Source organism: Cellulosimicrobium cellulans (assembly GCF_016921195.1).
GTDB lineage: Bacteria > Actinomycetota > Actinomycetes > Actinomycetales > Cellulomonadaceae > Cellulosimicrobium > Cellulosimicrobium cellulans_F.
Genome location: NZ_JAFGYF010000004.1, coordinates 146,648 through 170,698 on the forward strand (window position 1 = coordinate 146,648; position 24,051 = coordinate 170,698).

A 24,051-nucleotide genomic window follows, 5' to 3' on the forward strand; every position below is an offset into this window, starting at 1 on the left:
CGGTGCGGGGGCGTCGGGGCAGGGCGCCCGTCGTCGTCGGACTACTGGACCTCGTAGATCCAGATGAGCGCCGAGGCCAGCTCGCCCGTGTCGTCCCACTCGTAGGCGCGGGCGAGGCCCTCACCGGAGTAGTTCGCCACGTAGTCGATGAGGCCGGCACGGTCGGTCACGCCGGACGCGATGCCCGTGAGCATGATCGTCGCGAGGTCGTAGCCCTCGACCGAGTACACGCCCGGGGCCTGGCCGTTCGTCTCCTCGTACGTGGCCGCGAAGTCTTCCGGGGCCGGGCCGCACGGGCAGGAGAGGATCGCACCCTCGGACGCGGCGCCCGCCTGCGAGACGAACTGCGGGTCGTTCGTGCCGTCGGCCGAGACGAACGGGATGTCGACACCGCCGTCGCGCAGGCCCTGCACGAACGGCGCGGCCTCCGCGTAGTAGCCGGCGTAGAAGATCGCGTCGGCGTCGGCACCGGAGATGATCTGGACGGCGGCCGAGAAGTCCTTGTCGCCGGTCTTCACCTCGGCGGCGCAGTCCTCGTTCGCGGCGTCGCCCAGGCCCTCGGTGATCTGCTGGGCGAGACCGATGCCGTAGTCCGAGTTGTCGGAGACGACGCAGACGCTGGAGAAGTTCTTCGTGTTCACGAGGTACTTGGCGACCGACGGGCCCTGGACGGCGTCGTTGGCGAGACCGCGGAAGAAGTTCGTCCAGCCGTTCTTCGTCAGGTCGGGGTTCGTGGCCGACGCGGTGAGCGACAGGAGCCCCGCCTGGTTGAACACGTCGCCGGTGGCCGCCGTCTCGCCCGAGAACGCCGGGCCGAGCAGGCCGAGCACGGACGAGTCCCCGACGATCTGCGGCGCCACCTGGGTGGCCTTCTGCGGGTCGCCCTCGGTGTCGAACGGCTTGAGCGTCACCTGGCAGCCGGGGTTCGCCTCGTTGAACGCGTCCACCGCGACCTGCGCGCCGTACTGGATGTTGAGGCCGAGCGCGGCGTTCGGGCCCGTGAGGGCCCCCGCCACCGCGATCGAGGTGCCCTCGGCGCACTCGGCGCTGCCGTCGCCCGCCGGGTCCGCCGGGTTGCCGGCCTCGGTCGCCTCGACCTCGGCGCCGTCGATGTCGATCTGGACCGACGGGACGATGCTCAGCTCGGCCGAGCCGCCGCCGTCCTCGGTCTCGGTCGACGTCCCGGTCGTCTCGTCGCCGCCGCCCTGGGACTGGGGACCGCAGGCGGTGAGGACGAGAGTGGCCGCGAGGAGCAGGGCAGCACCCCCGCTCGCCCGTCGTGCTGTGCGATGCATGCCAACCTCCGTGGTCCTGATCCCCGCGGAGGGCCGCCAAGCCGCTTCTCCCGCGGTCGATCGCTGAATTCAACACTGAATTGCGTGCTGAATAGTGACACAGGTCACCCGGTGACGAAACCTGCCCGCGGACGTGTCGCCCGGAGCCCTCCGCGGCATCTCGGAGGGCTCCGGACCCACGGATCCGCGGGAGGTGGCGCCTCCGCGTTCCTGGGTGACGCGAACGTAGGCGGATCGGATTTCGTGGGACGCAGGGAGTTGTTACCGACTCGTAACGTGAGGGTCTCGTTTCGTTCCGCGGACGGTACGGATGTGCCGTTTCCGGCGTCGCCCTACGGTGGGTCGATGACCCTCGCGTCCCGCCTCCTGCACACCCGCTGGTTCGTCCGGGCCCCGATCGTCCTCTTCCGCTCCGGCCTCGGCTTCCTCGCGGGCGGGCGGCTCCTGCTGCTCGGCCACCGCGGCCGGACGACGGGCGAGGCACGGTACGTCGTTCTCGAGGTGACCGACCGACCCGCACCGGGCTCGTGGGTCGTCGTCGCCGGGCTGGGACCCCGTTCGCAGTGGTACCGCAACGTCGTCGCGGACCCGCGCGTGCTCGTGTGGGCGGGGCGCCGTCGGCACGTGCGGAGCACCGCCCGCACGCTCCCGCCCGACGACGGCGCCCCGCTCCTGCGCACGTACGCCTCCCGGTACGCGCGCGGCTGGGCCGTTCTGGAGCCCGTGCTCCGCGAGTGGGCGGAGCCCCTCGCCGCCGAGCGCGGGGAGGCCGACTGGCGACGGGTCGTGCCGGTGGTCGAGCTGACCGCGCTCGCGCGGTGACCTGCGGCGTCGCGTCGCCGTGGGGTCGCCACGACACTCTCGGGGCAAGCCATGGCCAAGAAGGGGCATACCCTGTACGGTTGACCCCGAGATTGCAGTGCCTCGCTTGTCCTCGCGTCGACGTGACCGCCACCCGGCGGGTGCCCGGCGGACCTTGTTACCCAAGAGTTGACGACGAACACCGTGATGTACTCCCCTGCAACCCGCGGGGGGTGTTTCCACACTCTTGAAGGAGTAACAATGGCTACCGGAACCGTGAAGTGGTTCAACAGCGAGAAGGGCTACGGCTTCATCGCCCCCGAGGACGGCTCGGCCGACGTTTTCGCGCACTACTCCGCGATCCAGTCGCAGGGCTTCCGCACGCTGGAGGAGAACCAGCGCGTCGAGTTCGACGTGACGCAGGGCCCCAAGGGCCCGCAGGCGGAGAACATCCGCGCGATCTGATCCGATCTCCCCGGTGACGACCCTCGCGGGTCTCGCCGACCGATCGTTCACCGAGCGCCCCCGACCCTCCGGTCGGGGGCGCTCGTGCGTCCGGGACCGGTCGTGCCCCGGGTGCGATCGTCCCTCGAGGCGGTGCCGCACCCGGGAGGGCTCCGCACCGGGCGGTGCGGTGAGGAACGACACCGGCCGGTCGACGCGGACGGAACCGGGACCCGGGGCTCGGCGTTGATCCGAGAGTGCGCCGTACCCGGCCACGACCCGTGCGCGAGCGACCGACGCCGCGCCACCGAACTCGGAGGACGACCCATGGGATTCCTGGACCGGCTCCTCGGCCGCGAGCCGCGCGACCCGCACGGCGCCCCGCAGGCGGGCCCCTACGGCTCGCAGGCACAGCACCCGACGCAGTACCCGACCCAGCCCGCCTACGGGAGCGCTCCGCAGGACGCGCGCACCGGGACGGCCGCGCCCCGCACGCCCGACCAGGTCGCCATCGACCGCTACCGGTACCTGCTGCGCACCGCCCCACCGGACCAGGTCGAGCAGGCGCACGCCGAGGCGTTCGCCCGCCTGACGCCCGAGCAGCGACGCCAGGTGCTCGCCGAGCTCGGCGAGCAGGTCCCGGCGTCGGAGCGCGCGACGTCCGACGCACCGCAGGACCTCGCCCGGATGGCGACGCGCGCCGAGATGCGCCAGCCCGGCACGCTCGAGCGTACGTTCGCCGGCCGTGGCCAGGGCGCGCCCGGCTTCGGCGCCATGGTCGGCTCGAGCCTGCTCGGCACGATCGCGGGAATCGTCATCGGCTCGGCGGTCGCGAACGCGCTGTTCGGGCCGGCGTTCGCCGACCCGACGCAGCCCGTCGCGGAGGACGCGGCGGCCGAGCAGGGCGGCGAGGACCCCGGCGCGGCCGAGGGCGGCGACGGCGGAGCGGTCGAGGCGGCGGCCGAGGACCCCTCCGGCGGTGGTGACCTCGGCGGCGACTTCGGCGGAGGGTTCGACGACTTCGGCGGCTTCGGGGAGTTCTGACCCGGCGCCGCCGGCGCACCGCCCGGCCGGGCGGATGCTCGGCCGGACGGGACGTCCTCGACCGGACGACGCTCAGCCGACGGGCGCGGAGCCCGTCAGCCCGAGGAACGCGCCGAGCTCCTCGACACCCCGCGGGGAGTGCGGCAGGAGGTCGGTGAGACCGGGCGAGCGCACGACGACCGCGCTCCACTGCGCGCGCGACACCGCGACGTTGACCCGGTGCCGCGAGAGCAGGAACCCGAGCCCGCGCGACGCCTCGCGACCCGACGAGGCTGCGAGCGTCACGACGACGACCGGCGCCTCCTTGCCCTGGAACCGGTCGACCGTGCCCACCTGGACGTCCGGGTACCCCGCCTCCTCGAGAGCGCCGCGCACGGCCCACACCTGCGCGTTGTACGCCGCGACGACCAGGACGTCCCCCTGCCCGAGCGGACGCCGCTCCTCGATCCCGTCGACCGTCGTCGTCCACGTCCGCCCGAGGACCCGTTCGACCTGGCGGACGACCTCGGCCGCCTCCTCCGGCGACCGCACCGAGTTCCCCGCGTGCTCGACCAGCACCTGCTCGACCCCGGGCGGCACGCCGTCGAGCTCGCGCTCCGCCGTGCACGGGTGCGCGTGGAGACGGTCCTCGTACGCGAGCGTCGAGACGGCCTGCGCGAGGCGCGGGTGCATGCGCCAGGTCGTCGGCAGGAAGTAGCCGCGGCCCGGTGGCAGCACGCCGTGGCCGTCCGCGAGCCACCCGAGCGCGGACCGGTCGACGGGCTCCGGGTGGCGGCCCTGGCTCACCTGCGGAAGCTGCTGCGGGTCGCCGAGCAGGAGGAGCCGACGAGCGGCGCGTGCCACCGCGACCGTGCTCGCGAGGGAGAACTGCCCGGCCTCGTCGACGACCAGCAGGTCGAGCGTGCCCGCCGGGAGCCGGTCGGCCGCGAAGTCCCAGGCGGTCCCTCCGACGACGCGCGGTCCCGGCTGCGACGCGAACGCCGCGAGGTGGGTGCCGTCGAGCTCGTCGTACACGGCGCGCGACGACGGGCCGTCCGCGGCGACCTTCTTCGCCACGACCTCGCGCGGGACCCCCGCCCCGAGCACGACCGCCCGCAGCATGTTCTCGACGACCGCGTGCGACTGCGCGACGACGCCGACCCGCCAGCCCTGCGCGACGAGCCGCGCGACGACGCGCGACCCGACGTACGTCTTGCCCGTCCCGGGCGGGCCCTGGACCGCGAGGTAGGAGTCGTCGAGGCGCGCGACGGCGGCAGCGACCGCCGCGACGACGTCGCCGTCCACGACGGGCGGGAGCCCGGGCCCGCCCGCTCCGTCGGCGGCCTCCGGCGGGCGCGCGCCGTCCGAGCGTGCGGCGGCCGCCGGCACGAGCCGTGGAGGTCGCCGCAGGAGCACGTCGGTCACGGCGTCGCGCGGCAGCGCGCCGGTGGCCCGCCACGTGTCGAGCGCGCGTCGGGCCGCGGCCTCCGCCGCCGCCTCGAGCGGCTTCGCGCTCGGCCCCGGCGACGGCGTGAGCGCCACGGGGGTCGCGTCGAACGTCTCGGCACCCGTCGGGAGCTGCTCGCGCACGATCAGCACGTCCCGCTCGCCCGCGGGCGTGACGCGACGGCCCGCGTCGACGATCGATGCCCCCGTGAGCCAGCCGCGCACGCCGTCGACGGCGGTCTTGGCGCACGGCGGCAGGGGCGGGTCGTAGAGGACGTACGGCGCGACGCCGACGCGCAGGTCGCTGCCCTCCGGGAGCCGGCCCACGAGCTCGAGCCGGCGCGACCACGTCCGCCGACCCGGCTCGACCTCCCAGTCCGACACGACCTCGGCGCCCTCGACGAGGAACGCGTTGCGCCGCCCCAGCCACTCGTCGGTCGGGAGCGAGAGCCGCGAGTAGTGCTCGTGCCAGAACGGCTTCGCCTCGCGCCGGAAGTACCCCGCCGCCGCACCGTACAGCGCGAGCGCCCGCTCCTCGGCCCCGCGCCGCGCCCGGTCCTCCCCCACGACCTGCCGGATCTCCTCCTCCAGCACCACCGCGGACGCCCGCTCCCGCCGCTCGGCCTCCGCCGGATCCTCGCCACGCCCGTCGGGCGCGACCTCGCCCCCGGGAGAGGTGACGGACATGGCGGGGTCGGGGGAGGCGACCCCCTCGGAGGCGAGAACGGCATGACGCAACCACTCCCCCAGCCGCAGCGTCGACACGCAGTCGTACCGGTTGTAGTCCGCGATCCCGCGGAGCAGCTCGTCCGCCTCGTCGTCGCGCCCGGCCTCGCGCAGCGCGGTGTACTCCGCGTACGCGACGACGGACGCGGCGGCGGTGGTCACGTCGCCGGTGCGCAGCTCGTCCCCCATGTAGAGCGGCTCGAGCTTCTTGATCGACCGCGACTTGTCGGAGACGTGCAGCGCCTGGCGCACGACGGCGTAGAGGTCGACGAGGACGCCGTCGCGCAGGAGGTCGTCCACCTCCTCCTCGTACACGCCGTGCCGCGCGGCGATGGCGAGCAGGTGCGCGCGCTCGTAGTCGGCGTAGTGGTACACGTGCAGGTCGGGGTACGTGCGGCGCCGCGCGTTGACGTGGTCGACGAACGCGACGAGGGCGTCGCGCTCCGCCGCGAGGTCGTGCGCCCACAGCGCGTGGAACGGTGGCCGGTCGTCGGGCGTGACGGGACGCTCGACCCAGCCGAACAGGTAGTCGAGGCCCCAGCTCGTGCCGCCCGCGTCCGTCCACAGCGGGTCGCCCTCGAAGTCGAAGAAGAGGTCGCCGGGGCTCGGCGCGGGCAGAGCCAGCACGGGGCCCGGGTCGTCGATGCGCCACGAGAGCTCGTGCGGTCCCGACGCGTCGGCCCACACGACCGTGCCGTCGGAGGGGCCCGTGCCGAGCTGGAGCGCGGCCTGGCGCCGGACCTTGGCGAACGTGGACCGGCTCATGCCGTCGGGGACCGGCGTCTCGTCGGTCGCGGTCGCGAGCTCGTCGATCGTGCGGATCCCCGCCGCGTGCAGCCGTGCGCGCTGCTGCTCGTACACGCCGCCGACGAGCAGCACGTCGCGGTGCGCCTCGATCTGCGCCCGGCAGTCGGCGCAACGCCCGCACGCCCGGACGCCCGGGTCGTCCCAGGGTGCACGGCCGTCGCGCGCGACGTGCTCGGCCGTGAGCCGGACGAGACGGTCGCGGCGGTCCCGGAACACGGGCAGGAGGTCGGCGAGGCGGTGCGACGTGCGCTCGCGCGTGCCGAGGACGAGCGAGACGTCGGGGTCGACGGGCACGCCCGCGGCCTGGAGCTGGTCGCCGTACGCGGCGAGCTGGAGGAGCGCGGGGACCTTGGCGCGCCGTGCGAGCTTGGTGTCCACGACGGCGTACCGGGCCGTCCCGGCGTCGTCCGTCCCGGTGCGCACGAGGAAGTCGGCCCGCCCGTGGAACGAGCCGTCGAAGAAGGCCGCCTGGTGCACGACGTCCGCCCCGGCCTCGAGCGCGGCGAGCGTGCGCGCCTGGGCTGCCACGAGCTCGTCCCAGGAGACCCCCCGCGGTGGTTCGAGGCGCACGACGCCGCGGCCCGTCGTCGGGTCGAACGCACCGTGCTCGGCCTCGTACCCCGCGAGGACCTCGCGCTCGTGCCGCGCGCCGAGCGCGGCGGTGCGCGCGAGCATGGCGTCCTCCCCGGCGTCGGGACGCGGGGCTCGGCCGAGCTGCTCGTCGAGCCGGCACAGGAGCCGGTACTCGCATTCCGCGGCGACGACGAGGTCGCTCGCCGAGTGCACGAGGACGCGTTCGCGCGCGGGCGCGCCCGTGGCGGTCCGGCCGGGGCCGGCCGCGGCGGTCCGCACCGCCGGCTCGTCGACGAGGAACACGCACACCTCCGGGTCAGGGGACGGCCGCCGCCGGGGCGGGAGCGGGGCCGCTCGTCCGTCTGCGTCCGTTCTACCAGCGACCACCCACGTCGCCGGGCGGACGGCGACCACGCCCCCACGCGCACCCGGGGCACGGCCGGCTCGCGGCGGATCGAGCGCGGGTCCACGGCCGGTGCGATTCGTGCCGGGGGCCACGGCTCCCCTACTGTTCCCGTCGAACCCGGAGCCCCGTCGAGACCCCGCGTCCCGGTCGAGCGCGCACCGGGCGCTACCGAAGGAGGACCCCATGGCCGTGCGGTTCGTACCGCCCCCGGGGTGGCCCGTCCCCGAGGGCTTCACCCCGACGACCGACTGGCACCCGGACCCGTCCTGGCCCTCCCCGCCCCCGGGCTGGGTGTTCTGGGAGGACGCCTCGACCCCGCCACCCGCTCCCGTGCCGCTCCCGGACGCACCGGTCGTCCGCTCGACCGAGCCGCTGCCCACCGGGACGCCCACCCGGCGCTCGCTCCGTGCGCGTCCGTCCGGCCCGACCCCCGCCGTCGGCGCGCCCGCCCCGGGGGGCGATGCGACGCACGTCGCGACGCTCCCCCCGGTCGCCGCGCCCGCCGTCGACGACCACCCGGTGGCCGGCTCGACGATGATCCTCCCGGCGCTCGGCGCGGTGCTCGACGACCCGGCCCCGCGCCCGACCGTCGCGCCGCGGCCGACGGTCTCGGCCGGGGCCGCCCGTTCGGGCGTCGTGCCCGTGGGCCCGGCACCGGAGCGCCTCGCACCCGCCACCCCGACGCGGGGCACCACGGGGGTGGGCCCGCTCGCCCTCCCGGTGGCGGACGACGACGGCGACGACGCGCCCGACCGGGGACGGCGCTGGCTCGTCCCGACCGCCGTCGGGCTCGCGGGCGTCGCCCTGGGCCTGCTCGTCGGGATCGGCCTGACGCTCTCCGCGCAGGGCGAGGCGCAGCGCGAGAAGGCGGAGGCGCAGCGCGTGCAGAGCGAGGTCGCGGCCGAGCGCGAGCAGCTCGAGTCCGAGCGGGCCGACCTGGAGGCCCAGCGCGCCGAGCTCGACGCCGCGACGACGCAGCTCACCGAGCGCGAGGAGGCCGTCGCGAAGGCGGAGGAGGACGCGGCGAAGCGGTCGCAGGAGCTCGACGACCGGCAGAAGCAGCAGGACGAACGCGAGAAGCAGCAGGACCAGCCGGGTCCCGGGGGCGACGGGAACCAGAACGGGAACGGCAACGGCAACGGCAACGACGACAGCGGGGACGACGGCGGCTGGGACTGGGGCGACTGGGGCTGGTGAGAGCACGTGCCCCGGGGCTCGCTTCTCCGGCTCGGGGGTGCTTCGCGGGACGCGGGTCGCCCGTTCTCCACGAACGTCTCACGGACACGTCACCGCTTCCGGTCGCGGAACGCACGACTCTCACCGACAGTGGGAGGCGTGCTGACGCGATCCCCCTCCCCTGCCCCGGACAGTGAGACCCCGATCTACGACGCTCTCGTGGTCGAGCACGAGAACATGCTGCCGCTCGTGCACCTCGGCCGGGCGCTCAGCGGGGAGATGGTCACCGTCGCACGCCCCACCGGGCTCTCACCCCGCCTCGCTCCCTCGCACGGCGCGACCGCGCTCCCGCGCCGCCGCCGCGCGGGCTGAGGCGCAGGGCCCGAGATCGACCCCGCGTCACCGGGTCGGCCCGTCGAGGGCCGGGCTCGGACGCTCCGGCGATCCCGCGGCCCCTCTGCCTCCTCGACGACGCCCCCTACAGCACGTGCGCGAGGAACGACCGCGTGCGCTCGTGCTGCGGGTCCCCGAGCACCTGCTCGGGCGTGCCCTGCTCGACGATGACGCCCTCGTCCATGAAGACCACGGTGTCCGCGACCTCGCGCGCGAACCCGATCTCGTGCGTCACGACCATCATCGTCATGCCGGACCGCGCGAGGTCGCGCATGACGGCGAGCACCTCGCCCACGAGCTCGGGGTCGAGCGCCGACGTCGGCTCGTCGAACAGCATGAGGTCGGGCTCCATCGCGAGCGCCCGCGCGATGGCGACGCGCTGCTGCTGCCCGCCCGAGAGCTGCGCCGGGTAGTGGTCCGCGCGGTCGGCGAGCCCGACGCGCTCCAGGAGCTCGGCCGCCCGGGCCCGGGCCTGCGCCTTGCTCAGCCCGCGCACCTGGACCGGCGCCTCCGCGACGTTCTCGAGCGCGGTCATGTGCGGGAACAGGTTGAAGCGCTGGAACACCATGCCGATGCGTGAGCGCTGGCGCGCGACGACCTTGGGGTGCAGGCGGTGCAGGCGCGTGCGCCCGTCCTTGGTCACCTCGCGGTAGCCCATGAGCTCGCCGTCGACGCGGATCCGCCCGCCGGTGATCTCCTCGAGCTCGTTGACGCAGCGCAGCAGCGTCGACTTGCCCGAGCCCGACGGGCCGAGCACCACGCACACCGAGCCGCGCGGGACCTCGAGGTCCACGCCCTTGAGCACGTGCAGGTCGCCGAACATCTTGTGCAGGCCCTCGACCTGCACCATCGGCGTGGCGTCGACGGCCCGGTCGGCGGTGCGGCCGACCGCCGAGGTTGCCGCGTCGTGCGTCCCGCTCACGGGGTCACCTCCAGGAAGGGGTCGTCCTTGGTCGTGCCGGACGCGGCGATGAGGTCCTGCCTGCTGGGCTTCTTGCGACCGCCGCCCGTGCCTCCCGGCCCGCGCCCGCGGCGCCGGGCCGCCGTCTGCGTGCCGAACCCGCGGCCGTAGTACCGCTCGATGTAGTGCTGGCCGACCATGAGCACGCTCGTGATGAGCAGGTACCAGATCGCGGCGACCATGAGCAGCGGGATCGGCAGGAAGAGCCGGTTGCCGATGGCGTTGGTCGAGTACTGGAGGTCGAGCGTGAACGGCACGGCGAGGACGAGCGACGTCGTCTTGAGCAGGGAGATCGTCTCGTTGCCCGTCGGCGGCACGATGACACGCATCGCCTGCGGCAGCACGATGCGCCGGAGGATCTTGCCGTCCTTCATGCCGAGCGCCTTGGCGGCCTCGGTCTGGCCCGGGTCGACGGACCCCAGGCCCGCGCGCACGATCTCCGCGAGGTACGCCGCCTCGTTGAGCGAGAGCCCGATGAGCGCGCACACGAACGCCGTGAACAGGTCCGCCGTGCGGAACTCGAAGAACTCGGGGCCGAACGGGATGCCGAGGCTCAGGCGCGGGTAGAGCACCGACACGAGCCCCCAGAACACGAGCTGGGTGTAGATCGGCGTGCCGCGGAAGAACCAGATGTAGCCCCAGCTCACCGACTTCATCACGGGGTTGTCCGACCGTCGCATGATCGCGAGCAGCACGGCGAGCACGATCGCGATCGCCATCGAGCAGAACGTCAGCACGAGCGTCCAGCCCACGCCGCGCACGACCGTCACGTCACGGAAGTAGAGCCAGACGACGTCCCACCGGAACTTCTCGTTCGTCAGCAGGGCGTTGGCGGCCATCGCGGCGAGGACCAGCAGCACGACGGCGGAGATCCACCTGCCGGGCCGCGGGACGGGTCGGGCGTGGATGCGGTCGGGGACCGGGTCGTCTCCCGGTGCGCCGGCGGCGTCGCCGCCGGGTGTCCTACCGGTCATGGTGCACCTCGGGGTGTCGGGGCTCGGAGCACGAGCCGGGCCGCGCGGACGGCGTCGTCCGCGCAGGCCTCCAGTGTGCCGGTCGCGGGCGCCGGGAGGGCGCCCGTGACACGACGGCACTGGGGTGAGGGATGAGCTGAGGGCGGTGCGAAGGCGTCAGCCGACGGACGGGTTGAGCTCCGCGGTGTCGAGCGCGGCGTCGCCGCTGCCCCACGCGCCAAGGATCTCCTCGAGCTGGCCGCTGTCCATGAGCGACTGGAGCGCCGCCTGGATCGCGGCGGCGAGCTCGGTGTCGTCCTTCGCGACGACGACGCCCTGGGGCGCGCTGTCGAACACGTCGCCGAGCTGCTCGAGCTGGCCGCCGGTCTGCTCGACGGCGTAGCCGATCACCGGCGAGTCCGCGTAGAGAACCTGCGCCTTGCCGCCCGCGACGTTCGTCGTGGCGTCGGACTGCGAGTCGTACTGGAGGATGTCGATCTTCTCCTCGCCCGCGTCGGTGCACGCCTGGCTCTGCACGGCGATGTCCTCGTCCTGGATGGTGCCCGTCTGGACGGCGACGGTCAGCCCGCACAGGCTCGCGGGGTCGACGTCGTCCGGGTTGCCCGACGCGACCGCGTAGGCGGAGCCCGCGTTGAGGAAGGAGATCATGTTGGCCTCCTGCATGCGCTCCTCCGTGATCGTGAAGGAGGAGATGCCGGCGTCGTACTTGGTGCCGAGGGCCGGGATGATCGCCGGGAAGTCGGCCGACTGGACCTCGACCTCGAGGCCGAGCGTCGCGCCGACCGCCTTGATGACGTCGATGTCGAAGCCGATCGGGGTCGTGCCGTCCGCGTCGATGAACTCTGCGGGCGCGTACTCCGTGTTCGAGCCGACGACGAGCGTGCCGGCGGACGCGACGTCCTCCGGCAGCAGGGCGGCGGCCGCCTCGTCCACCTCGATCGTCGAGGGGTCGAACGACGGCGCGGCCGACGTCTCGTCGGAGCCCCCGGTGCTGTCGTCCGTCCCGGTCTGGGACGCGTCGGTGCACGCGGTGAGCAGGAGGGCGCTCGTCGCGGTGAGCGCGACGAGGCCGAGGGGAAGCTTGCGTAGGGTCGTACGCACGATGTTCTCCGATCGGGTGGGGGCCGGGCAGGGGCAGCGTAGACACCGATCGTCTCCGTCGTGTTACGTCAGCACCCGGCCCGGGAGGGCCGAGGAACGTACGGGGAACAGAGGACCCGGCGGTGCGCAGCACCTGCGCACGAGTGTGAGGCCGCACCGTCCCACTCACCAAACCGGCGGGGACATCGACGCCGAACCGTGACGAACGACCCTGCCGCACGGACTACGTGTCGCGCTCGACGGGCGCCTCGTCCTCGCGGTGGTCGTCCTCGTCCCCCGGCGGGTAGTCCGTGCGCTCGGGCCGGGCGCGCAGCCGCAGGATCGCGGCCAGCAGCCCGCCCCACACGACGACGATCGCGAGCACGAGCAGGGTCAGGGCGGAGGTGGTCATCGGGCTTCCTCCCCGTCGGGGCCGGTCGCCTCGCCCGTGCCGGCCGCGCGGCCCGACGGCGCACGGCGCGGACCCGGGGCGGGGTCATCCGGCGGGTACGGCGGCCAAGGCACGAAGTCGTCCGGGCTGCGGCGCCAGCGCATCGCGGTGAGCACGAGCGCACCGAGAACGATGAACGCGATCGCGCCCCACCCGACGAGGAGGAGGTACCACGAGGGGTACCCCTCGTAGCCGTCGACGATCAGCGTGACGATGCGCGACACGAGCATGTACCCGAGCACGAGCGGCGCCAGGACGGCGACGAGCACCTGCCACCAGGCGCCGAGCCGGAACGTCGAGACGGCGTTGAGGTGGTACCGCAGCTCCGGCCCGCGGCGCAGCACCCACAGCACGAGGACGGACATGAGCACGGCGGACCCCACGATGCCGACGTTGTTGGCCCACTGGTCGGCGGTGTCCAGGGCGATGAGGCCGGTCGTGGTCGAGAAGAGCAGGACCGAGACGATCGCGCTCACGACGCCGAGACGCACGGACGCCTGTCGCGGCGTCCAGCCGAACTTCTCCTGGAAACCCGCGGACACGACCTGGAGGATCGACAGCAGCGACGTGAACCCCGCCATCGCCAGGGACCCGAAGAACAGCGCGCCGAAGATCGGCCCGCCCGGCATCTGCGACACGATCGCGGGGAACGTGACGAACGAGAGGATCGGCCCGCTGATCCCCTCGAGCTCGCCCACGCCGATCCCTTGCTCGTGCGCGAGGAAACCGAGCGTCGCGAAGACGCCGATGCCGGCGAGGATCTCGAACGAGGAGTTGGAGAACGCGACGACGAGGCCCGGGGTCGTGAGGTTGGACCGGCGTCGGCGGTAGGACGCGTACGTGACCATGATCCCGAACGCGATCGACAGCGAGAAGAAGATCTGGCTGTAGGCGGCGATCCACACGTTGGCGTCGCCGAGCGCCGACCAGTCGGGGGTGAACAGCGCGTTGAGCCCGTCCGCCGCGCCCTCGAGGAACAGCGAGCGCACCACGAGCACCGCGAACGCCACGACGAGCAGCGGCAGGAACACGGTGTTCGCGCGCTGCACGCCCTTCGCCACGCCGAGCGCGAGGACGACGATCGTCACGACCCAGACCCCGACGAGCGGGACCAGCACCGACGGCACGAAGTCGAGGCTGACGCCCGGGTCGGCGAGCTGCAGGTAGTCGCCCGTGAAGAACGCGGCCGGGTCGTCTCCCCAGCGCAGGTCGAACGAGAAGACGAAGAAGCTCACCGCCCACGCGATGACCGCGGTGTAGTAGAGCGCGATGACGAAGCAGATCATCACCTGGAACCAGCCCAGGCCCTCGAGCCACCTCGCGATCCGACGGAACGCCGTGGGCGCGGAGCCGCGGAAGCGGTGCCCGATCGCGTAGTCGAGGAACAGGATGGGGATGCCCGCCGTGAGCAGGGCGACGAGGTACGGCACGAGGAACGCCCCGCCCCCGTTCTCGTACGCCACCCCCGGGAACCGCCAGATGTTGCCCAGCCCGACCGCCGAGCCGATGGCGGCGATGATGAAGCCGACCTGTCCGGTCCACTCCTCGCGGGGCTTCTGCGTCGCGGGCCCGCCGCGGGCCGTCTCGGTCGCTGCCACAGTCCTCCTCGGTGCCGTGCCCGCGCACGTGCCGCGGGTCGGCGCGTCGGCGAGCCTGTCGGTGCTCGTCCGACGGTAGCGACCGTGCGGGTCGCGTGCGACCTCAGCGGCCCTCGCGCACCACGTCCGAGGAGCCGCACCGCTCGTGCCCGGGGAGGCGGTCAGCCCGCCAGGAGGCGCTCGACGTACCCGCCGAGGAAGCGGCCCTGCGGGTCGTACCGCTGCACGAGCTCACCGAAGTCGTCGAAGCGCGGGTAGAGCGTCGCGACGGAGCCCGGGTCGTGCACGAGAGCGTGCGAGAGCTTGCCCCAGTGCGGGCGCGCGCCGAGCGGGAGGAGCGCGGCCTCGACGTCGGGCAGGACGCGCGCGACGTCGTCGGGCAGGGGCCTCCACGTGAGGTGCACGCCGACGGCCGGGCCGTCGAACGGGCTGAGCCACAGCGGCTCGGCGTCGGCCGCGACGGTGCGGATCTCCCCGACTTGGAGCAGCGGGGTCACGCGCGGTCCGAGGTCCCGCATCGCCGCGAACGCCTCCTGCGCGCGGGCGCGCGGCACGAGGTACTCCGACTGGAGCTCGGCACCGTTGCTCGGCGTGAAGTCGAGCCGGAAGTGCGGCAGCCGCTCGTTCCACGGGCCCGGCTCGCCGAGCTGGGGCGTGCAGTGCACGGGGTCGATGCCCGGCAGTGGGTGCAGCATCGACCGGGCGGGCGTCGCGCCGTAGAGCTCTGCCCGCGCCGCGCCGGACTCCCCCGGCGCGAGACGTGACTTGCGCCAGACCTGCTGCACGCCGTCCGGCCCCCAGTCCGTGAAGAGGCTCACCGAGTACGCCGACGCCGCGATCTCGTCGTAGTGCGCCGTCACCGCCTCCCACGGGAGCCCCACGTGCACGTCCTGGCGCACGTCGAACGTCGGGACGGTCTCGAGCTCCACGCGCGTGACGACGCCCAGCGCCCCGAGCGCGACGACCGCGCCCGCGAAGTCCGCGTCGCCGCGCCGCAGCGTCCGGCGCTCGCCGTCGCCCGTGACCAGCTCCAGCCCGACGACAGCGCTCGCGAGCGAGCCGACCTCGTCGCCCGAGCCGTGCGTCGCCGTCGCGACGGATCCTGCGACGGAGATGTGCGGGAGCGACGCGAGGTTCGCGAGCGCGCGGCCCGCCGCCTGCACGTGCCGCGTCACGTCGCCGTACCGCAGCCCGGCCGCGACCGACGCCACGCCCGAGGCCGGGTCGACCTCCACGGGGGCGCGACCGTCGTCGTACCGGTCGAGCACCAGGTGCGTCCCGGTCGTGTCCGCGACGTCCCCGAACGAGTGCCGCGACCCGAGCGCCTTGACGCGCCGCGAGCGCCGCACGACGTCGGCCAGCGCGTCGGGCGTCGCGGGGCGCGCGACCTCCGTCGAGGAGTAGGTGAGGTTACCCGCCCAGTTGGCGGGGCGCGGGGCGTCGGGCGTCGTCGTCACGCCCCCACCCTGCCACCTCCCCGAGTCAACGCGTCCGCAGGGTTGTCACCACCCCGGGTCGGGGCCCCGGCTCCCCGGGACGGGACGACGCGGTGAGATCGACGCATGACGACCAGCGCCCCGCCCTCTGCTCGTCGCGACGCGGTCCCGGCGCGCCGCTCCCACCCTGCTCTCCGGACGGCCCCGAGCATCCCCTCCGCGGTCGGCTCGCCGCGTTCTGGACGCTCGCGTCCGGGCTGTTTTGGGCGTCGTGGGGCGCCGCGTGGCTGCTCGGCGGCGACCTCGCCCCTGAGCCGGGCACGGTCAGGACGTCACGAGCTCCACAGGGTGCTCAGCCAGGACCTCGCCCGTCTCGGCGTCGAGCACCACGACGGTCGACGGCGGGAGCTCGGACAGCTCCGGCGCCGTCCAGCCCTCGACGCCCGTGCACGTGCGGCGGTCGAACGACTCCAGGACGGTGCCGGTCGTCGTCTCGACGGTGACCGTGGCCGGGTGGTCGAGCACCTGACGGGGCCATTCCTCGACGTCGAGCCACCCACCGGCGTCGCTCGCCGGGGTGCTGTTCCACCAACCCTCGAGCCCGCCGAGCTCATCCGGCTCGCCGTCGTCGCCCCGGACCTGGATCGGCGTCCCCGCGGAGCCCGCGAAGCCGCTGCACGGCTGCACCCCGTTCGTCTCGACGGGTGGCGGCGCCGAGGTCTCGGCGGCGAGCGCCGGGTCGTCGCCGGGTGCCTGCGCGGCCGGCGCACCGCCGACGGCGTCGCTCGGCTCGGTCCCTGCCGCGCGGCCGGTCAGCGCCGCGGCGATCCCGACCCCGAGGACGGCGACGGCGAGCACTCCCCCCACGACCAGGGCCCGCGCCCGCGGGCCACGCCCTGGCCCGCCGTCGTCCACCGACCTCTCGACGGGAGTCCCGTCCCTGGGCGTGGCGTCGTGCATCGTCGTCCCCCTGTCCCGGCGTGGCCCGCCTCGCTGCGGGTGTCCGCACCCTACCCGCGCGGCGCGGCGGTGTCAGCGGCCCGCGCCCAGTGCGCGGAGACGGCGGCGACCTGCTCGTCGAACGCCGCCGTCTCCGCGGGCGTCGGCGCGCGGCGCCACTGCGGCTCGACGACGACGTCGCGCGTCCCGACGACCCAGCGCCACCGTCCGACGACGACCCCGTCGACCGCGAGGGCGTGGATGAACGACCCCAGCCGGTCGCCGAGGTCGACACCGTCGGCCACGACGACCGCGCGCGTCTCCCCGTAGGACGCGAAGAGCTCGTCGTAGCTCTGGAGCAGGTCGACGACCGGTCGGGCCGGTTCGCCGTCGGGCGCGAGGGCGCCGACGAACGTTCCGGGTTCGAGCACCCGTTCGCCGGGGTCCGCGAGCCGCCAGAGGGTCAGGCCCTCGAGCAGTCCCGCGCCGGGCACCGCCACGACCTCCTCGCCGAGCAGGTCCAGCGCGTGCCGCACGTCCGTGAGCGTGAAGCCCGACCACTGCGCGACGTCCTTGACGGTCGCGTACGCACGGCCCGCGAGGTAGCGGCGCAGCAGCTCGACGAGCGCGGCGTCCCGGTCGAACCGCTCGCCGAGCGGGCCGTACCCCGCGGGCACGCGATCGTCGAACGCGGCGTACGTCTGCTGCTTGCCGTCGAGCGGCCCGCTGACCAGGAGCAGGTCGAGCTCGGCGCGCATGAGGACGTACCCGAGCGCGATGCCCTCGAGCGGGCGGCCGTGGGCGGCGAGCAGGCCCGCGAGCTCGCGGCGCGTGCGGGGCCGCTCCTGCACGGCCGCGAGGACGAGGTCGGTCTCCGCGCCGTGCCCGTCCGTCCCCACCTGCCGGTACATCGTGCCGTTGGCCTGGTGCACGCGGGGCGCGCTGAGCTCGACGAGCCACCGCGCGTCGTCGGGCCGGACGAGGTGCCACGTGGGGCGCAGCACGTGCGTGCGCAGCACCTCCCCGCGGTCGCAGGCGGCGACCGCGCCGGCCGCGCCGGGCCGCGCGTGCGGCCGCAGCCGCCGCGTGAGGCCCCACAGCGCGGGGTGGAACTCCTGGCCCTGCACCGCGACGAGGTGTCCGACGGCGGTCGGCACGTCGGGCAGGTCGGGCGAGCGCAGGCGGTGCGCGGCGAGGCGCGCCGCGAGCACCTGGCGCTCGTCCACGGCCGCCTCGCTCACCGCACCGCCCCCGGCCCTGCCCCTGCTCCGGCCCCGGCTGCGACGGTCACGACGCCACCAGGTCCTCGGCGACGACGTCGGTCCCCGTGACCGCGACCCGCACCCCGTCCTCGGCGACGGACACGGAGTCGAGCGCGATGCCGTCGGGCAGGTCGAGCGGGACCCGCAGGTCGGACAGCGCGCCCGCGATCCCGGACGGGAGGTCGTCGACGGAGACCGTGCCGAGGCCCGTGCGCACCGCGACCACGTCGACGCCGAGCTCGGCCGGGCCGGAGACGCGCGGCGTCACGTCGACCGTGATCGTCGCGCCGAGCAGGTCGAACGCGAGCGACAGGACGTCGCCCGAGGCGGTGAGGCCTAGGTCGAGGCCGGTCTGCTCGGCGACGATCTGCTGCAGCGACTCGGCCGCGATGACCCCCGACGCCGTCCCGGACGCGATGCGGTACGGCTCCGACGTGCTCACGCCGTCGGCCTCGACCTGGAGGTCGGAGATCGCGTAGCCGCCGAACGACGCGGAGTCCGCCGAGCCGGTGACGTGCGTGAGCTCGCCGCGCGCGAGCTGCGTGAGGAACGGGAACCCCGTGATGTCGAGCTGCGCGCCGCTGACGTCGTCGGCCTGCTGCTCGAACGCCGTGACGGCACCGCGCTCGGCGGCACCGACCGCGACCCGGTCCGCGACCACGGCGACCGCCACGAGCACCACGAGCGTCACGAGCAGGCCCACCAGTCGCTTCATGCGCCCACCCTAGGTCCGCCGACCATGACCTCGCCGTCGTTCCGACGCTCGTGGCGGCGGCAACCTCGTGCTCGACACGGGGTGTCGTCGTCTCGACCCGGACGTAGATTGCCCCGCATGACCTCATCCCGGCACCCCTACCGCATCGGCGTCCAGCTCCAGCCGCAGCACGCCGAGTACGCCCAGATCCGCGACGCCGTGCTGCGCGCGGAGGACCTCGGCGTCGACGTGATCTTCAACTGGGACCACTTCTTCCCGCTCACGGGTGACCCCGACGGCAAGCACTTCGAGTGCTGGACCATGCTCGGCGCGTGGGCCGAGCAGACGGAGCGCGTCGAGATCGGCGCCCTCGTCACGTGCAACAGCTACCGCAACCCGGACCTCCTGGCCGACATGGCGCGCACGGTCGACCACATCAGCGGCGGGCGACTCGTCCTCGGGATCGGGGCGGGCTGGTTCGAGAAGGACTACGACCGGTTCGGCTACGAGTTCGGGACCGCGGGCGGGCGCATCGCGGACCTCGCCGAGGCGCTGCCGCGCATCAAGGCCCGCTGGGCGGCGTCCAACCCGGTGCCGACGCGCGACATCCCCGTGCTCGTCGGTGGCGGCGGCGAGCGCAAGACCCTGCGCGTCGTCGCGGAGCACGCGGACGTGTGGCACTCCTTCGGCGACGCGGAGACGCTCGCGCGCAAGAGCGCGATCCTCGACGAGCACGGCGAGACCGTCGGTCGCGACACCGCGGCGCTCGTCGAGCGCTCGGTCGGCGTCTCGCGGCCGCCGTCGGAGTCCGCGGACGCGCTCGTCGCCGCGGGTGCGACGCTGTTCACGGTCGGCACGAGCGGGCCGGACTACGACCTGTCGCTCGTGCGCGAGTGGGTCGCCTGGCGCGACGCCCAGGGCTGACCACCGCGGCGAGCACGACCTTGCTGTCGTTCTGCCGCTCGTGGCGACAGCGAGGTCGTGCAGCCGGCGGGATCCTCTGCGGGCCGCGGGCGGCCTCGACCGCGCCGCTCGCCGCGGGCTCCGTCCTGAGGCCGCTCAGCCGTCTCAGCATCCGATCACGTACGCCGTGCGGGAACACGCGGCGCACCGGCGGTGGTTGCCGCTGTCATGGCCTCCACACCCCCCGAGACCCCGGCGTCGACCGCGCCCGTCGCCGCCCCGTCGGGCACCGGCTCCACGACACCCGCCGCTCCTGCCCAAGCCGGGCGCATCAGCGCCGGTCTCGTCCTGCTGCTCTCCGCGCTCACCGCGATCGGGCCGCTGACGATCGACCTCTACCTCTCCGCGTTCCCGCGCATCGTCGACGAGCTCGGCACGACCGAGTCCCGCGTGCAGCTCACGCTCACCGCGACCCTCGCCGGGCTCGCGATCGGCCAGCTCCTCATCGGCTCCGTCTCCGACGCGATCGGCCGCCGCGCTCCCCTGCTCGTCTCCCTCGCGGTGTACGTCGCCGCGTCCGTGGGGATCGTCTTCGCCGGGTCGGTCGCGGCGCTCACCGGTCTGCGGTTCGTCCAGGGCCTGTCCGCGGCCGCCGGGATGGTGCTCTCCATGGCGATCGTGCGCGACTCGTTCGAGGGCTACCAGATCGGCAAGGTCATCGCCCGCCTCATGCTCGTCGTGGGCGTCGCGCCGATCCTCGCCCCGACCATCGGCGCCCAGTTCCTGCGGCTCGGGTCGTGGCGCGGCATGTTCGTCGCGCTCGCCGTCGTCGGCGCGGTGCTGTTCGTGCTCGTGCTGCTCCGCCTGCGCGAGACGCTGCCGGCCGAGCGCCGGCGTTCCGGCGGGACCGTCGCCGCCCTGCGCTCCTACGGCTCGCTCCTGGGCGACTGGTCGTTCATCGGCCTCGCGCTCATCGCCGGCTTCTACATGGCCGCGATGTTCACGTACATCTCGGCGTCGACGTTCGTGTTCCAGGACTACTTCGGCATGTCCGCCCAGCAGTACGCGATCGTGTTCGGCGTCGGCGCGGTGTCCGTGACGGCGGGCAGCCAGATCAACGGCGCGCTCGTGGGCCGCGTCGCGCCCGAGCGCATCCTCCAGGGCGCGGTCGCCGCCGGGTTCGTGCTCTCGGGCGGGCTTCTCGTCGCAGCGATCGCCGGCGGTGGGCTCGCGTGGCTCGTCCCGCTCATCGTCCTCACGCTCGGCACCGCGGGCTTCGTCATGCCCTCGGTCCCGGCCATCGCGCTCGAGCGCAACGCGCACCGCGCCGGGAGCGCCGCCGCGCTCATCGGGGCCTTCCAGTTCGGCGTCGGCGCGATCGTCGCACCGGTGACCGGCCTGCTCGGCGGCTCGCCGCCCGTGACGATGGCCGCCGTGATGTTCGGCGTCGTCGTGATCGCCGGCGCGGTCCTCCTGGGCCTGCGCCACACGTTCGGAGCGCCCGTCCCGGACGACGCCGTCGACGCGCTCACCGCGCACGACCAGCCCCGCCACGAGGCGGACGTCGACGTCCCCGACGACGCCGCGACGCTCGCCGAGGCCGCGGTGCTCGCCGACCGCCCCACCTGACCCGGTCGGGTCCCGCGCGGAGACGACGGCAACGTCGTGCTCGACACGGAGAATGGGTGGGTGACGCCCGACGACCCCGACTACCCGCTCGCGGCCCGCACCGCGCCGTCGCTCGCGGCGCTCGACGCGCGCCTCGTCGAGTGCCGTGCCTGCCCGCGGCTCGTCGCGTGGCGTGAGCACGTCGCCCACGTCAAGCGCGCGTCGTTCCGCGACGACGACTACTGCGCCCGGCCCGTGCCCGGGTTCGGCGACGAGCACGCGGGGATCCTCGTCGTCGGGCTGGCCCCCGCCGCGCACGGCGCGAACCGGACCGGCCGCATGTTCACGGGCGACCGCAGCGGCGACTTCCTCTTCGCGTCCATGCACCGCACGGGCCTGGCCAACCAGGCGACCTCGGTGTCGGCGGACGACGGCCTGCGCCTCACCGGGATCCGCGTCACCGCCCCGGTGCGGTGCGCCCCGCCGGACAACAAGCCCACCCCTGACGAGCGGCACCGCTGCGGGCCGTACCTCGCGCGGGAGGTCGAGCTGCTCGGGGAGACCGTGCGCGTCGCCGTCGTGCTCGGCGGCTTCGGGTGGCAGGCGCTCCTGTCCACGCTCGCCGAGCAGGGGTGGGACGTGCCGCGCCCCCGCCCACGGTTCGCGCACGGCGCGGAGGTGACGCTGCGTCGTCGGGCACCGGCGCCGGGCGCCGCGGTGGCTCGCCCCGAGGGCCAGGTGCCCGACGGCGGGCAGACGCCCTCCGAGCAGAGCCTCACGCTCCTGGGGTGCTTCCACGTGAGCCAGCAGAACACCTTCACCGGGCGTCTCACGCCCCGGATGCTCGACGACGTGCTGCTCCGCGCCCGCCACCTCGCCGGCCTCGGTGCCCCGGGCTGAGCCGGCGACGCTCCGAGACGCACCCGAGCGAGGACCCGCGCGGGGGCGGCTCACCGTCCGGCGCGTCGAGCGGTGACGAGCCGACTGTGCGGGCCCCGCGGGCGGCTACCGCGTCGCGGTCGTCGGGGACTGGCGCCGCGGGGCGTCCGCCCAGCGGAGACGCTCGGCGACGCGTGGCAGGGCGCGGCCCACGAGCCGGAGCTGCTCACGACGCGCGATGACCTCCATGCGCCGCAGCTCGCGCTCGAGCGGGGACGATGCTGCTGACATTGCTGCTCTCCTTCGACGGCGCCGGGACGCCCCGGCCGGACCGGGCGCCCACCCGGCGATGACGCTCGACGACCGCGAACCTCGGTCGCCGCTCCTGCCCCCGTACGAGAGAGACGGAGGAGGGACCGTCTTGTGACATCGTGACCCGGTCAGGACCGCGACGATCGCACGACGGCCGCCTCCCCTACGGTGGGTGCCGATGACGGGAGGATCCATGGCGGAGGGCGGTGAGACCCGGCCCCGGGCGCGGACGGCGGTGCTGGTCGCCGTCCTCGGGATCGCGCTCCTCGCGTGGGCCGCGTCGTTCCCCGTCGTGTGCCCGCTCGCCGGCGCCGTCCAGTGCGGCACGTCGGCGGACCGCTGGCGCACCGCGGCCGTGTGCGCCGTGGTAGTCGTCGTCGCGCTCGCGCTGTATCTCGTCGCGCGTCCGCGCGTGCGTCCAGGACCGCCGAGCACGACGCTCCTCGCCGCGTTCGTCGCGGTCGTGCTCGTCGCCGGTGTGGTCACGACCGGCTCGACGGGGTTCCTCCCGCCGACGTTCTGAGGGGACGCCCCGCGTCAGCCGGCAGGAAGAGCCGACTCCTCGTACTGCTCGACGAACTCGCCCGTCGGGGCGATGGGCGTGATGACGTCGATCAGGACACCGTTCGGGTCGGCGGTGATGAAGTGCCGCTGGCCGAACGCCTCGTCGCGCAGCGAGCGCAGGATCGGCAGGCCCGCCGCGACGAGGCGGTCGTGGACGGCGTCGACGTCCTCGACCTCGAGGTTGAGCAGCAGCCCGCTCGCCCTTCCCCGCCCGCGCTCGGGGATCGTCTCGTGGTCGCCGTCCAGGACCGCGAGGTTCACGGACTCGTCGTCCGTCGACTGCAGGTGGACGTACCAGTCGCTCGTGAAGAGCGGCCGGAAGTCGAGGTGCTCGACGTAGAACGCCGCCGTCGCGGCGACGTCGCCGGTCATGATCACCGGGTACCAGCTCGTGATGCGCACGGTCCTTCTCCTTCTGATCGACCTAAGAAACAAACAGGCTGCATGTATCTAAGAATGACCTACAGTCTGTCGGTATGCAAGAGACCCGCCGCACCAACGCCGAGCGCACCCTCGCTACCCGGACCGCTCTCGTCGCCGCGGCGCGCGAGCTGTTCGTCGACCCCGGGTACGCGGCCGCCTCGACGCCGCAGATCGCCACGGCCGCGCACGTCACGCGCGGCGCGCTGTACCACCACTTCGCGGACAAGCGCGAGCTGTTCCGGGCGGTCGTCGAGGCCGAGGCGGAAGCCGTCGCGCGGCAGATCGAGGAGCGGACCGACGCACCCGACGCTCCCGACGCACCCAGCAAGCTCGTCGAGGGCGCACGCGCCTACCTCGACGCGATGGCGGTCCCCGGCCGGACGCGCCTGCTGCTCGTCGACGCCCCGGCCGTGCTCGGCCCCACCGAGTCCGACTCGCTCGATGCGCGCCACGCCCGCCGGACGCTCCGCGCGGGCCTCGCCGCCGCGCTCGAGGCCTCGCCCGACGGCGGACGCGCCGCCGACGCAGCCCGCGTCGGGGACGACGTCGCGCAGGACGACCGCCTCGATGCGATGACCCTCTTGCTCTCCGCAGCCTTCGACCGCGCCGCGCTCGCGCTCGACGGCGGCGCCCCGCCGCACGCGGTGCGCGCGGCGGTCACCGAGCTCGTGGAGCGGGTGTGCGCGCCGCGACCCGCTCGATGACACCTGTGTCGCCCAGGCGCAGGTCGACGTCGATCCCGAGCTCCGCGGTCCGGCGCCGCGCGACCTGGAGCATCCCGGGGCTCCGCTCGACGCCCGTCAGGTGGCCGTCGAGCACCGCCGTCGGGTAGTGCGCGAGGTTGAGCCCCCGCACCCAGCTCTCGTCCGCCCGGCAC

The 24,051-nt window shown here is 74.3% G+C and carries 24 protein-coding genes; 10 read left to right on the plus strand and 14 right to left on the minus strand.

Going from position 1 to position 24,051, the window contains the following annotated elements; all coding sequences use genetic code 11:
* Positions 1-41: 41 nt before the first annotated feature.
* The gene (locus JN535_RS10755) at positions 42-1,295 is read right to left on the minus strand and encodes a branched-chain amino acid ABC transporter substrate-binding protein (protein WP_205205554.1); all 1,254 of its coding nucleotides are present in this window, start codon (positions 1,293-1,295) and stop codon (positions 42-44) included.
* Between the two features lie 345 nt (positions 1,296-1,640).
* On the opposite strand from JN535_RS10755, the gene JN535_RS10760 reads away from it, so the two are divergent.
* The 3 genes from JN535_RS10760 (at position 1,641) to JN535_RS10770 (ending at position 3,584) form a co-directional block, all read left to right on the plus strand.
* The gene (locus JN535_RS10760) at positions 1,641-2,117 is read left to right on the plus strand and encodes a nitroreductase family deazaflavin-dependent oxidoreductase (protein WP_205205555.1); all 477 of its coding nucleotides are present in this window, start codon (positions 1,641-1,643) and stop codon (positions 2,115-2,117) included.
* Between the two features lie 240 nt (positions 2,118-2,357).
* Entirely contained in the window at positions 2,358-2,561 is a 204-nt protein-coding gene (gene cspE, locus JN535_RS10765) for a transcription antiterminator/RNA stability regulator CspE (protein WP_047231069.1), read from the plus strand.
* A gap of 306 nt (positions 2,562-2,867) precedes the next feature.
* Positions 2,868-3,584 carry a hypothetical protein gene (locus JN535_RS10770; RefSeq protein ID WP_205205556.1) on the plus strand — a complete coding sequence of 239 codons (717 nt, stop codon included), beginning with the start codon at positions 2,868-2,870 and terminating at the stop codon, positions 3,582-3,584.
* Positions 3,585-3,656: 72 nt separating this feature from the next.
* Here JN535_RS10770 and JN535_RS10775 read toward each other — a convergent pair whose 3' ends face one another.
* Positions 3,657-7,418 carry a TM0106 family RecB-like putative nuclease gene (locus JN535_RS10775; protein WP_307868567.1) on the minus strand — a complete coding sequence of 1,254 codons (3,762 nt, stop codon included), beginning with the start codon at positions 7,416-7,418 and terminating at the stop codon, positions 3,657-3,659.
* Positions 7,419-7,704: 286 nt separating this feature from the next.
* On the opposite strand from JN535_RS10775, the gene JN535_RS10780 reads away from it, so the two are divergent.
* Both JN535_RS10780 and JN535_RS10785 read left to right on the plus strand, forming a co-directional pair.
* Positions 7,705-8,718 (plus strand): hypothetical protein, encoded by a 1,014-nt coding sequence (locus JN535_RS10780; protein WP_205205558.1) that lies wholly within the window; start codon positions 7,705-7,707, stop codon positions 8,716-8,718.
* 138 nt (positions 8,719-8,856) lie between these two features.
* Positions 8,857-9,069: a hypothetical protein gene (locus JN535_RS10785; protein ID WP_205205559.1), complete on the plus strand. Its 213-nt coding sequence runs from the start codon at positions 8,857-8,859 to the stop codon at positions 9,067-9,069.
* A 106-nt stretch (positions 9,070-9,175) separates the two neighbouring features.
* On the opposite strand, the gene JN535_RS10790 is transcribed toward JN535_RS10785, so the two are convergent.
* From JN535_RS10790 to JN535_RS10830, 9 genes are all read right to left on the minus strand, one after another.
* Positions 9,176-9,940 carry an amino acid ABC transporter ATP-binding protein gene (locus JN535_RS10790; RefSeq protein WP_205205755.1) on the minus strand — a complete coding sequence of 255 codons (765 nt, stop codon included), beginning with the start codon at positions 9,938-9,940 and terminating at the stop codon, positions 9,176-9,178.
* Between the two features lie 68 nt (positions 9,941-10,008).
* The gene (locus JN535_RS10795; RefSeq protein WP_205205560.1) at positions 10,009-11,025 is read right to left on the minus strand and encodes an amino acid ABC transporter permease; all 1,017 of its coding nucleotides are present in this window, start codon (positions 11,023-11,025) and stop codon (positions 10,009-10,011) included.
* 156 nt (positions 11,026-11,181) lie between these two features.
* Positions 11,182-12,126, minus strand: a complete 945-nt coding sequence (locus JN535_RS10800) for an ABC transporter substrate-binding protein (RefSeq protein ID WP_205205561.1) — start codon at positions 12,124-12,126, stop codon at positions 11,182-11,184.
* A gap of 223 nt (positions 12,127-12,349) precedes the next feature.
* A complete protein-coding gene (locus JN535_RS10805; RefSeq protein ID WP_205205562.1) occupies positions 12,350-12,517 on the minus strand; it encodes a methionine/alanine import family NSS transporter small subunit in 168 nt (55 codons plus the stop codon).
* Positions 12,514-14,154, minus strand: coding sequence for a sodium-dependent transporter (locus tag JN535_RS10810; protein WP_205205563.1), 1,641 nt, complete (start codon positions 14,152-14,154; stop codon positions 12,514-12,516). The genes JN535_RS10805 and JN535_RS10810 overlap by 4 nt, the downstream gene beginning before the upstream one ends.
* A 161-nt stretch (positions 14,155-14,315) precedes the next feature.
* A complete protein-coding gene (locus JN535_RS10815) occupies positions 14,316-15,611 on the minus strand; it encodes an FAD-binding protein (protein WP_205205564.1) in 1,296 nt (431 codons plus the stop codon).
* A 303-nt stretch (positions 15,612-15,914) separates the two neighbouring features.
* Positions 15,915-16,550, minus strand: coding sequence for a hypothetical protein (locus tag JN535_RS10820; protein WP_205205565.1), 636 nt, complete (start codon positions 16,548-16,550; stop codon positions 15,915-15,917).
* A gap of 50 nt (positions 16,551-16,600) precedes the next feature.
* Positions 16,601-17,770, minus strand: coding sequence for a DNA glycosylase AlkZ-like family protein (locus JN535_RS10825; RefSeq protein ID WP_205205566.1), 1,170 nt, complete (start codon positions 17,768-17,770; stop codon positions 16,601-16,603).
* A gap of 46 nt (positions 17,771-17,816) precedes the next feature.
* Positions 17,817-18,506 carry an LmeA family phospholipid-binding protein gene (locus tag JN535_RS10830; protein WP_205205567.1) on the minus strand — a complete coding sequence of 230 codons (690 nt, stop codon included), beginning with the start codon at positions 18,504-18,506 and terminating at the stop codon, positions 17,817-17,819.
* Positions 18,507-18,623: 117 nt separating this feature from the next.
* On the opposite strand from JN535_RS10830, the gene JN535_RS10835 reads away from it, so the two are divergent.
* The 3 genes from JN535_RS10835 (at position 18,624) to JN535_RS10845 (ending at position 21,896) form a co-directional block, all read left to right on the plus strand.
* Positions 18,624-19,409, plus strand: a complete 786-nt coding sequence (locus JN535_RS10835; RefSeq protein ID WP_205205568.1) for an LLM class F420-dependent oxidoreductase — start codon at positions 18,624-18,626, stop codon at positions 19,407-19,409.
* A gap of 207 nt (positions 19,410-19,616) precedes the next feature.
* Positions 19,617-21,017 carry a multidrug effflux MFS transporter gene (locus JN535_RS10840; protein ID WP_205205569.1) on the plus strand — a complete coding sequence of 467 codons (1,401 nt, stop codon included), beginning with the start codon at positions 19,617-19,619 and terminating at the stop codon, positions 21,015-21,017.
* Positions 21,018-21,077: 60 nt separating this feature from the next.
* Positions 21,078-21,896, plus strand: coding sequence for a uracil-DNA glycosylase (locus JN535_RS10845; protein ID WP_307868569.1), 819 nt, complete (start codon positions 21,078-21,080; stop codon positions 21,894-21,896).
* A gap of 105 nt (positions 21,897-22,001) precedes the next feature.
* On the opposite strand, the gene JN535_RS10850 is transcribed toward JN535_RS10845, so the two are convergent.
* A complete protein-coding gene (locus JN535_RS10850) occupies positions 22,002-22,166 on the minus strand; it encodes a hypothetical protein (RefSeq protein WP_205205571.1) in 165 nt (54 codons plus the stop codon).
* 199 nt (positions 22,167-22,365) lie between these two features.
* Here JN535_RS10850 and JN535_RS10855 point away from each other — a divergent pair, with 199 nt between their 5' ends.
* Positions 22,366-22,710, plus strand: a complete 345-nt coding sequence (locus JN535_RS10855) for a hypothetical protein (RefSeq protein ID WP_205205572.1) — start codon at positions 22,366-22,368, stop codon at positions 22,708-22,710.
* A 14-nt stretch (positions 22,711-22,724) separates the two neighbouring features.
* On the opposite strand, the gene JN535_RS10860 is transcribed toward JN535_RS10855, so the two are convergent.
* Positions 22,725-23,153 (minus strand): VOC family protein, encoded by a 429-nt coding sequence (locus JN535_RS10860; protein ID WP_307868570.1) that lies wholly within the window; start codon positions 23,151-23,153, stop codon positions 22,725-22,727.
* A gap of 74 nt (positions 23,154-23,227) precedes the next feature.
* On the opposite strand from JN535_RS10860, the gene JN535_RS10865 reads away from it, so the two are divergent.
* Positions 23,228-23,878 carry a TetR/AcrR family transcriptional regulator gene (locus JN535_RS10865; protein WP_205205573.1) on the plus strand — a complete coding sequence of 217 codons (651 nt, stop codon included), beginning with the start codon at positions 23,228-23,230 and terminating at the stop codon, positions 23,876-23,878.
* Here the strand turns inward: JN535_RS10865 and JN535_RS10870 are convergent.
* Entirely contained in the window at positions 23,832-24,029 is a 198-nt protein-coding gene (locus JN535_RS10870) for a class I SAM-dependent methyltransferase (RefSeq protein WP_205205574.1), read from the minus strand. The genes JN535_RS10865 and JN535_RS10870 overlap by 47 nt on opposite strands.
* Between the last annotated feature and the right edge of the window lie 22 nt (positions 24,030-24,051).

Bases quoted from the DNA above. Each gene is read 5' to 3' on its own strand.
- JN535_RS10755 (WP_205205554.1), bottom strand. From the start codon at position 1,295: ATGCATCGCACAGCACGACGGGCGAGCGGGGGTGCTGCCCTGCTCCTC.
- JN535_RS10760 (WP_205205555.1), top strand. From the start codon at position 1,641: ATGACCCTCGCGTCCCGCCTCCTGCACACCCGCTGGTTCGTCCGGGCC.
- cspE (WP_047231069.1), top strand. From the start codon at position 2,358: ATGGCTACCGGAACCGTGAAGTGGTTCAACAGCGAGAAGGGCTACGGC.
- JN535_RS10770 (WP_205205556.1), top strand. From the start codon at position 2,868: ATGGGATTCCTGGACCGGCTCCTCGGCCGCGAGCCGCGCGACCCGCAC.
- JN535_RS10780 (WP_205205558.1), top strand. From the start codon at position 7,705: ATGGCCGTGCGGTTCGTACCGCCCCCGGGGTGGCCCGTCCCCGAGGGC.
- JN535_RS10790 (WP_205205755.1), bottom strand. From the start codon at position 9,940: ATGGTGCAGGTCGAGGGCCTGCACAAGATGTTCGGCGACCTGCACGTG.
- JN535_RS10795 (WP_205205560.1), bottom strand. From the start codon at position 11,025: ATGACCGGTAGGACACCCGGCGGCGACGCCGCCGGCGCACCGGGAGAC.
- JN535_RS10805 (WP_205205562.1), bottom strand. From the start codon at position 12,517: ATGACCACCTCCGCCCTGACCCTGCTCGTGCTCGCGATCGTCGTCGTG.
- JN535_RS10820 (WP_205205565.1), bottom strand. From the start codon at position 16,550: ATGCACGACGCCACGCCCAGGGACGGGACTCCCGTCGAGAGGTCGGTG.
- JN535_RS10830 (WP_205205567.1), bottom strand. From the start codon at position 18,506: ATGAAGCGACTGGTGGGCCTGCTCGTGACGCTCGTGGTGCTCGTGGCG.
- JN535_RS10835 (WP_205205568.1), top strand. From the start codon at position 18,624: ATGACCTCATCCCGGCACCCCTACCGCATCGGCGTCCAGCTCCAGCCG.
- JN535_RS10840 (WP_205205569.1), top strand. From the start codon at position 19,617: ATGGCCTCCACACCCCCCGAGACCCCGGCGTCGACCGCGCCCGTCGCC.
- JN535_RS10850 (WP_205205571.1), bottom strand. From the start codon at position 22,166: ATGTCAGCAGCATCGTCCCCGCTCGAGCGCGAGCTGCGGCGCATGGAG.
- JN535_RS10855 (WP_205205572.1), top strand. From the start codon at position 22,366: ATGACGGGAGGATCCATGGCGGAGGGCGGTGAGACCCGGCCCCGGGCG.
- JN535_RS10865 (WP_205205573.1), top strand. From the start codon at position 23,228: ATGCAAGAGACCCGCCGCACCAACGCCGAGCGCACCCTCGCTACCCGG.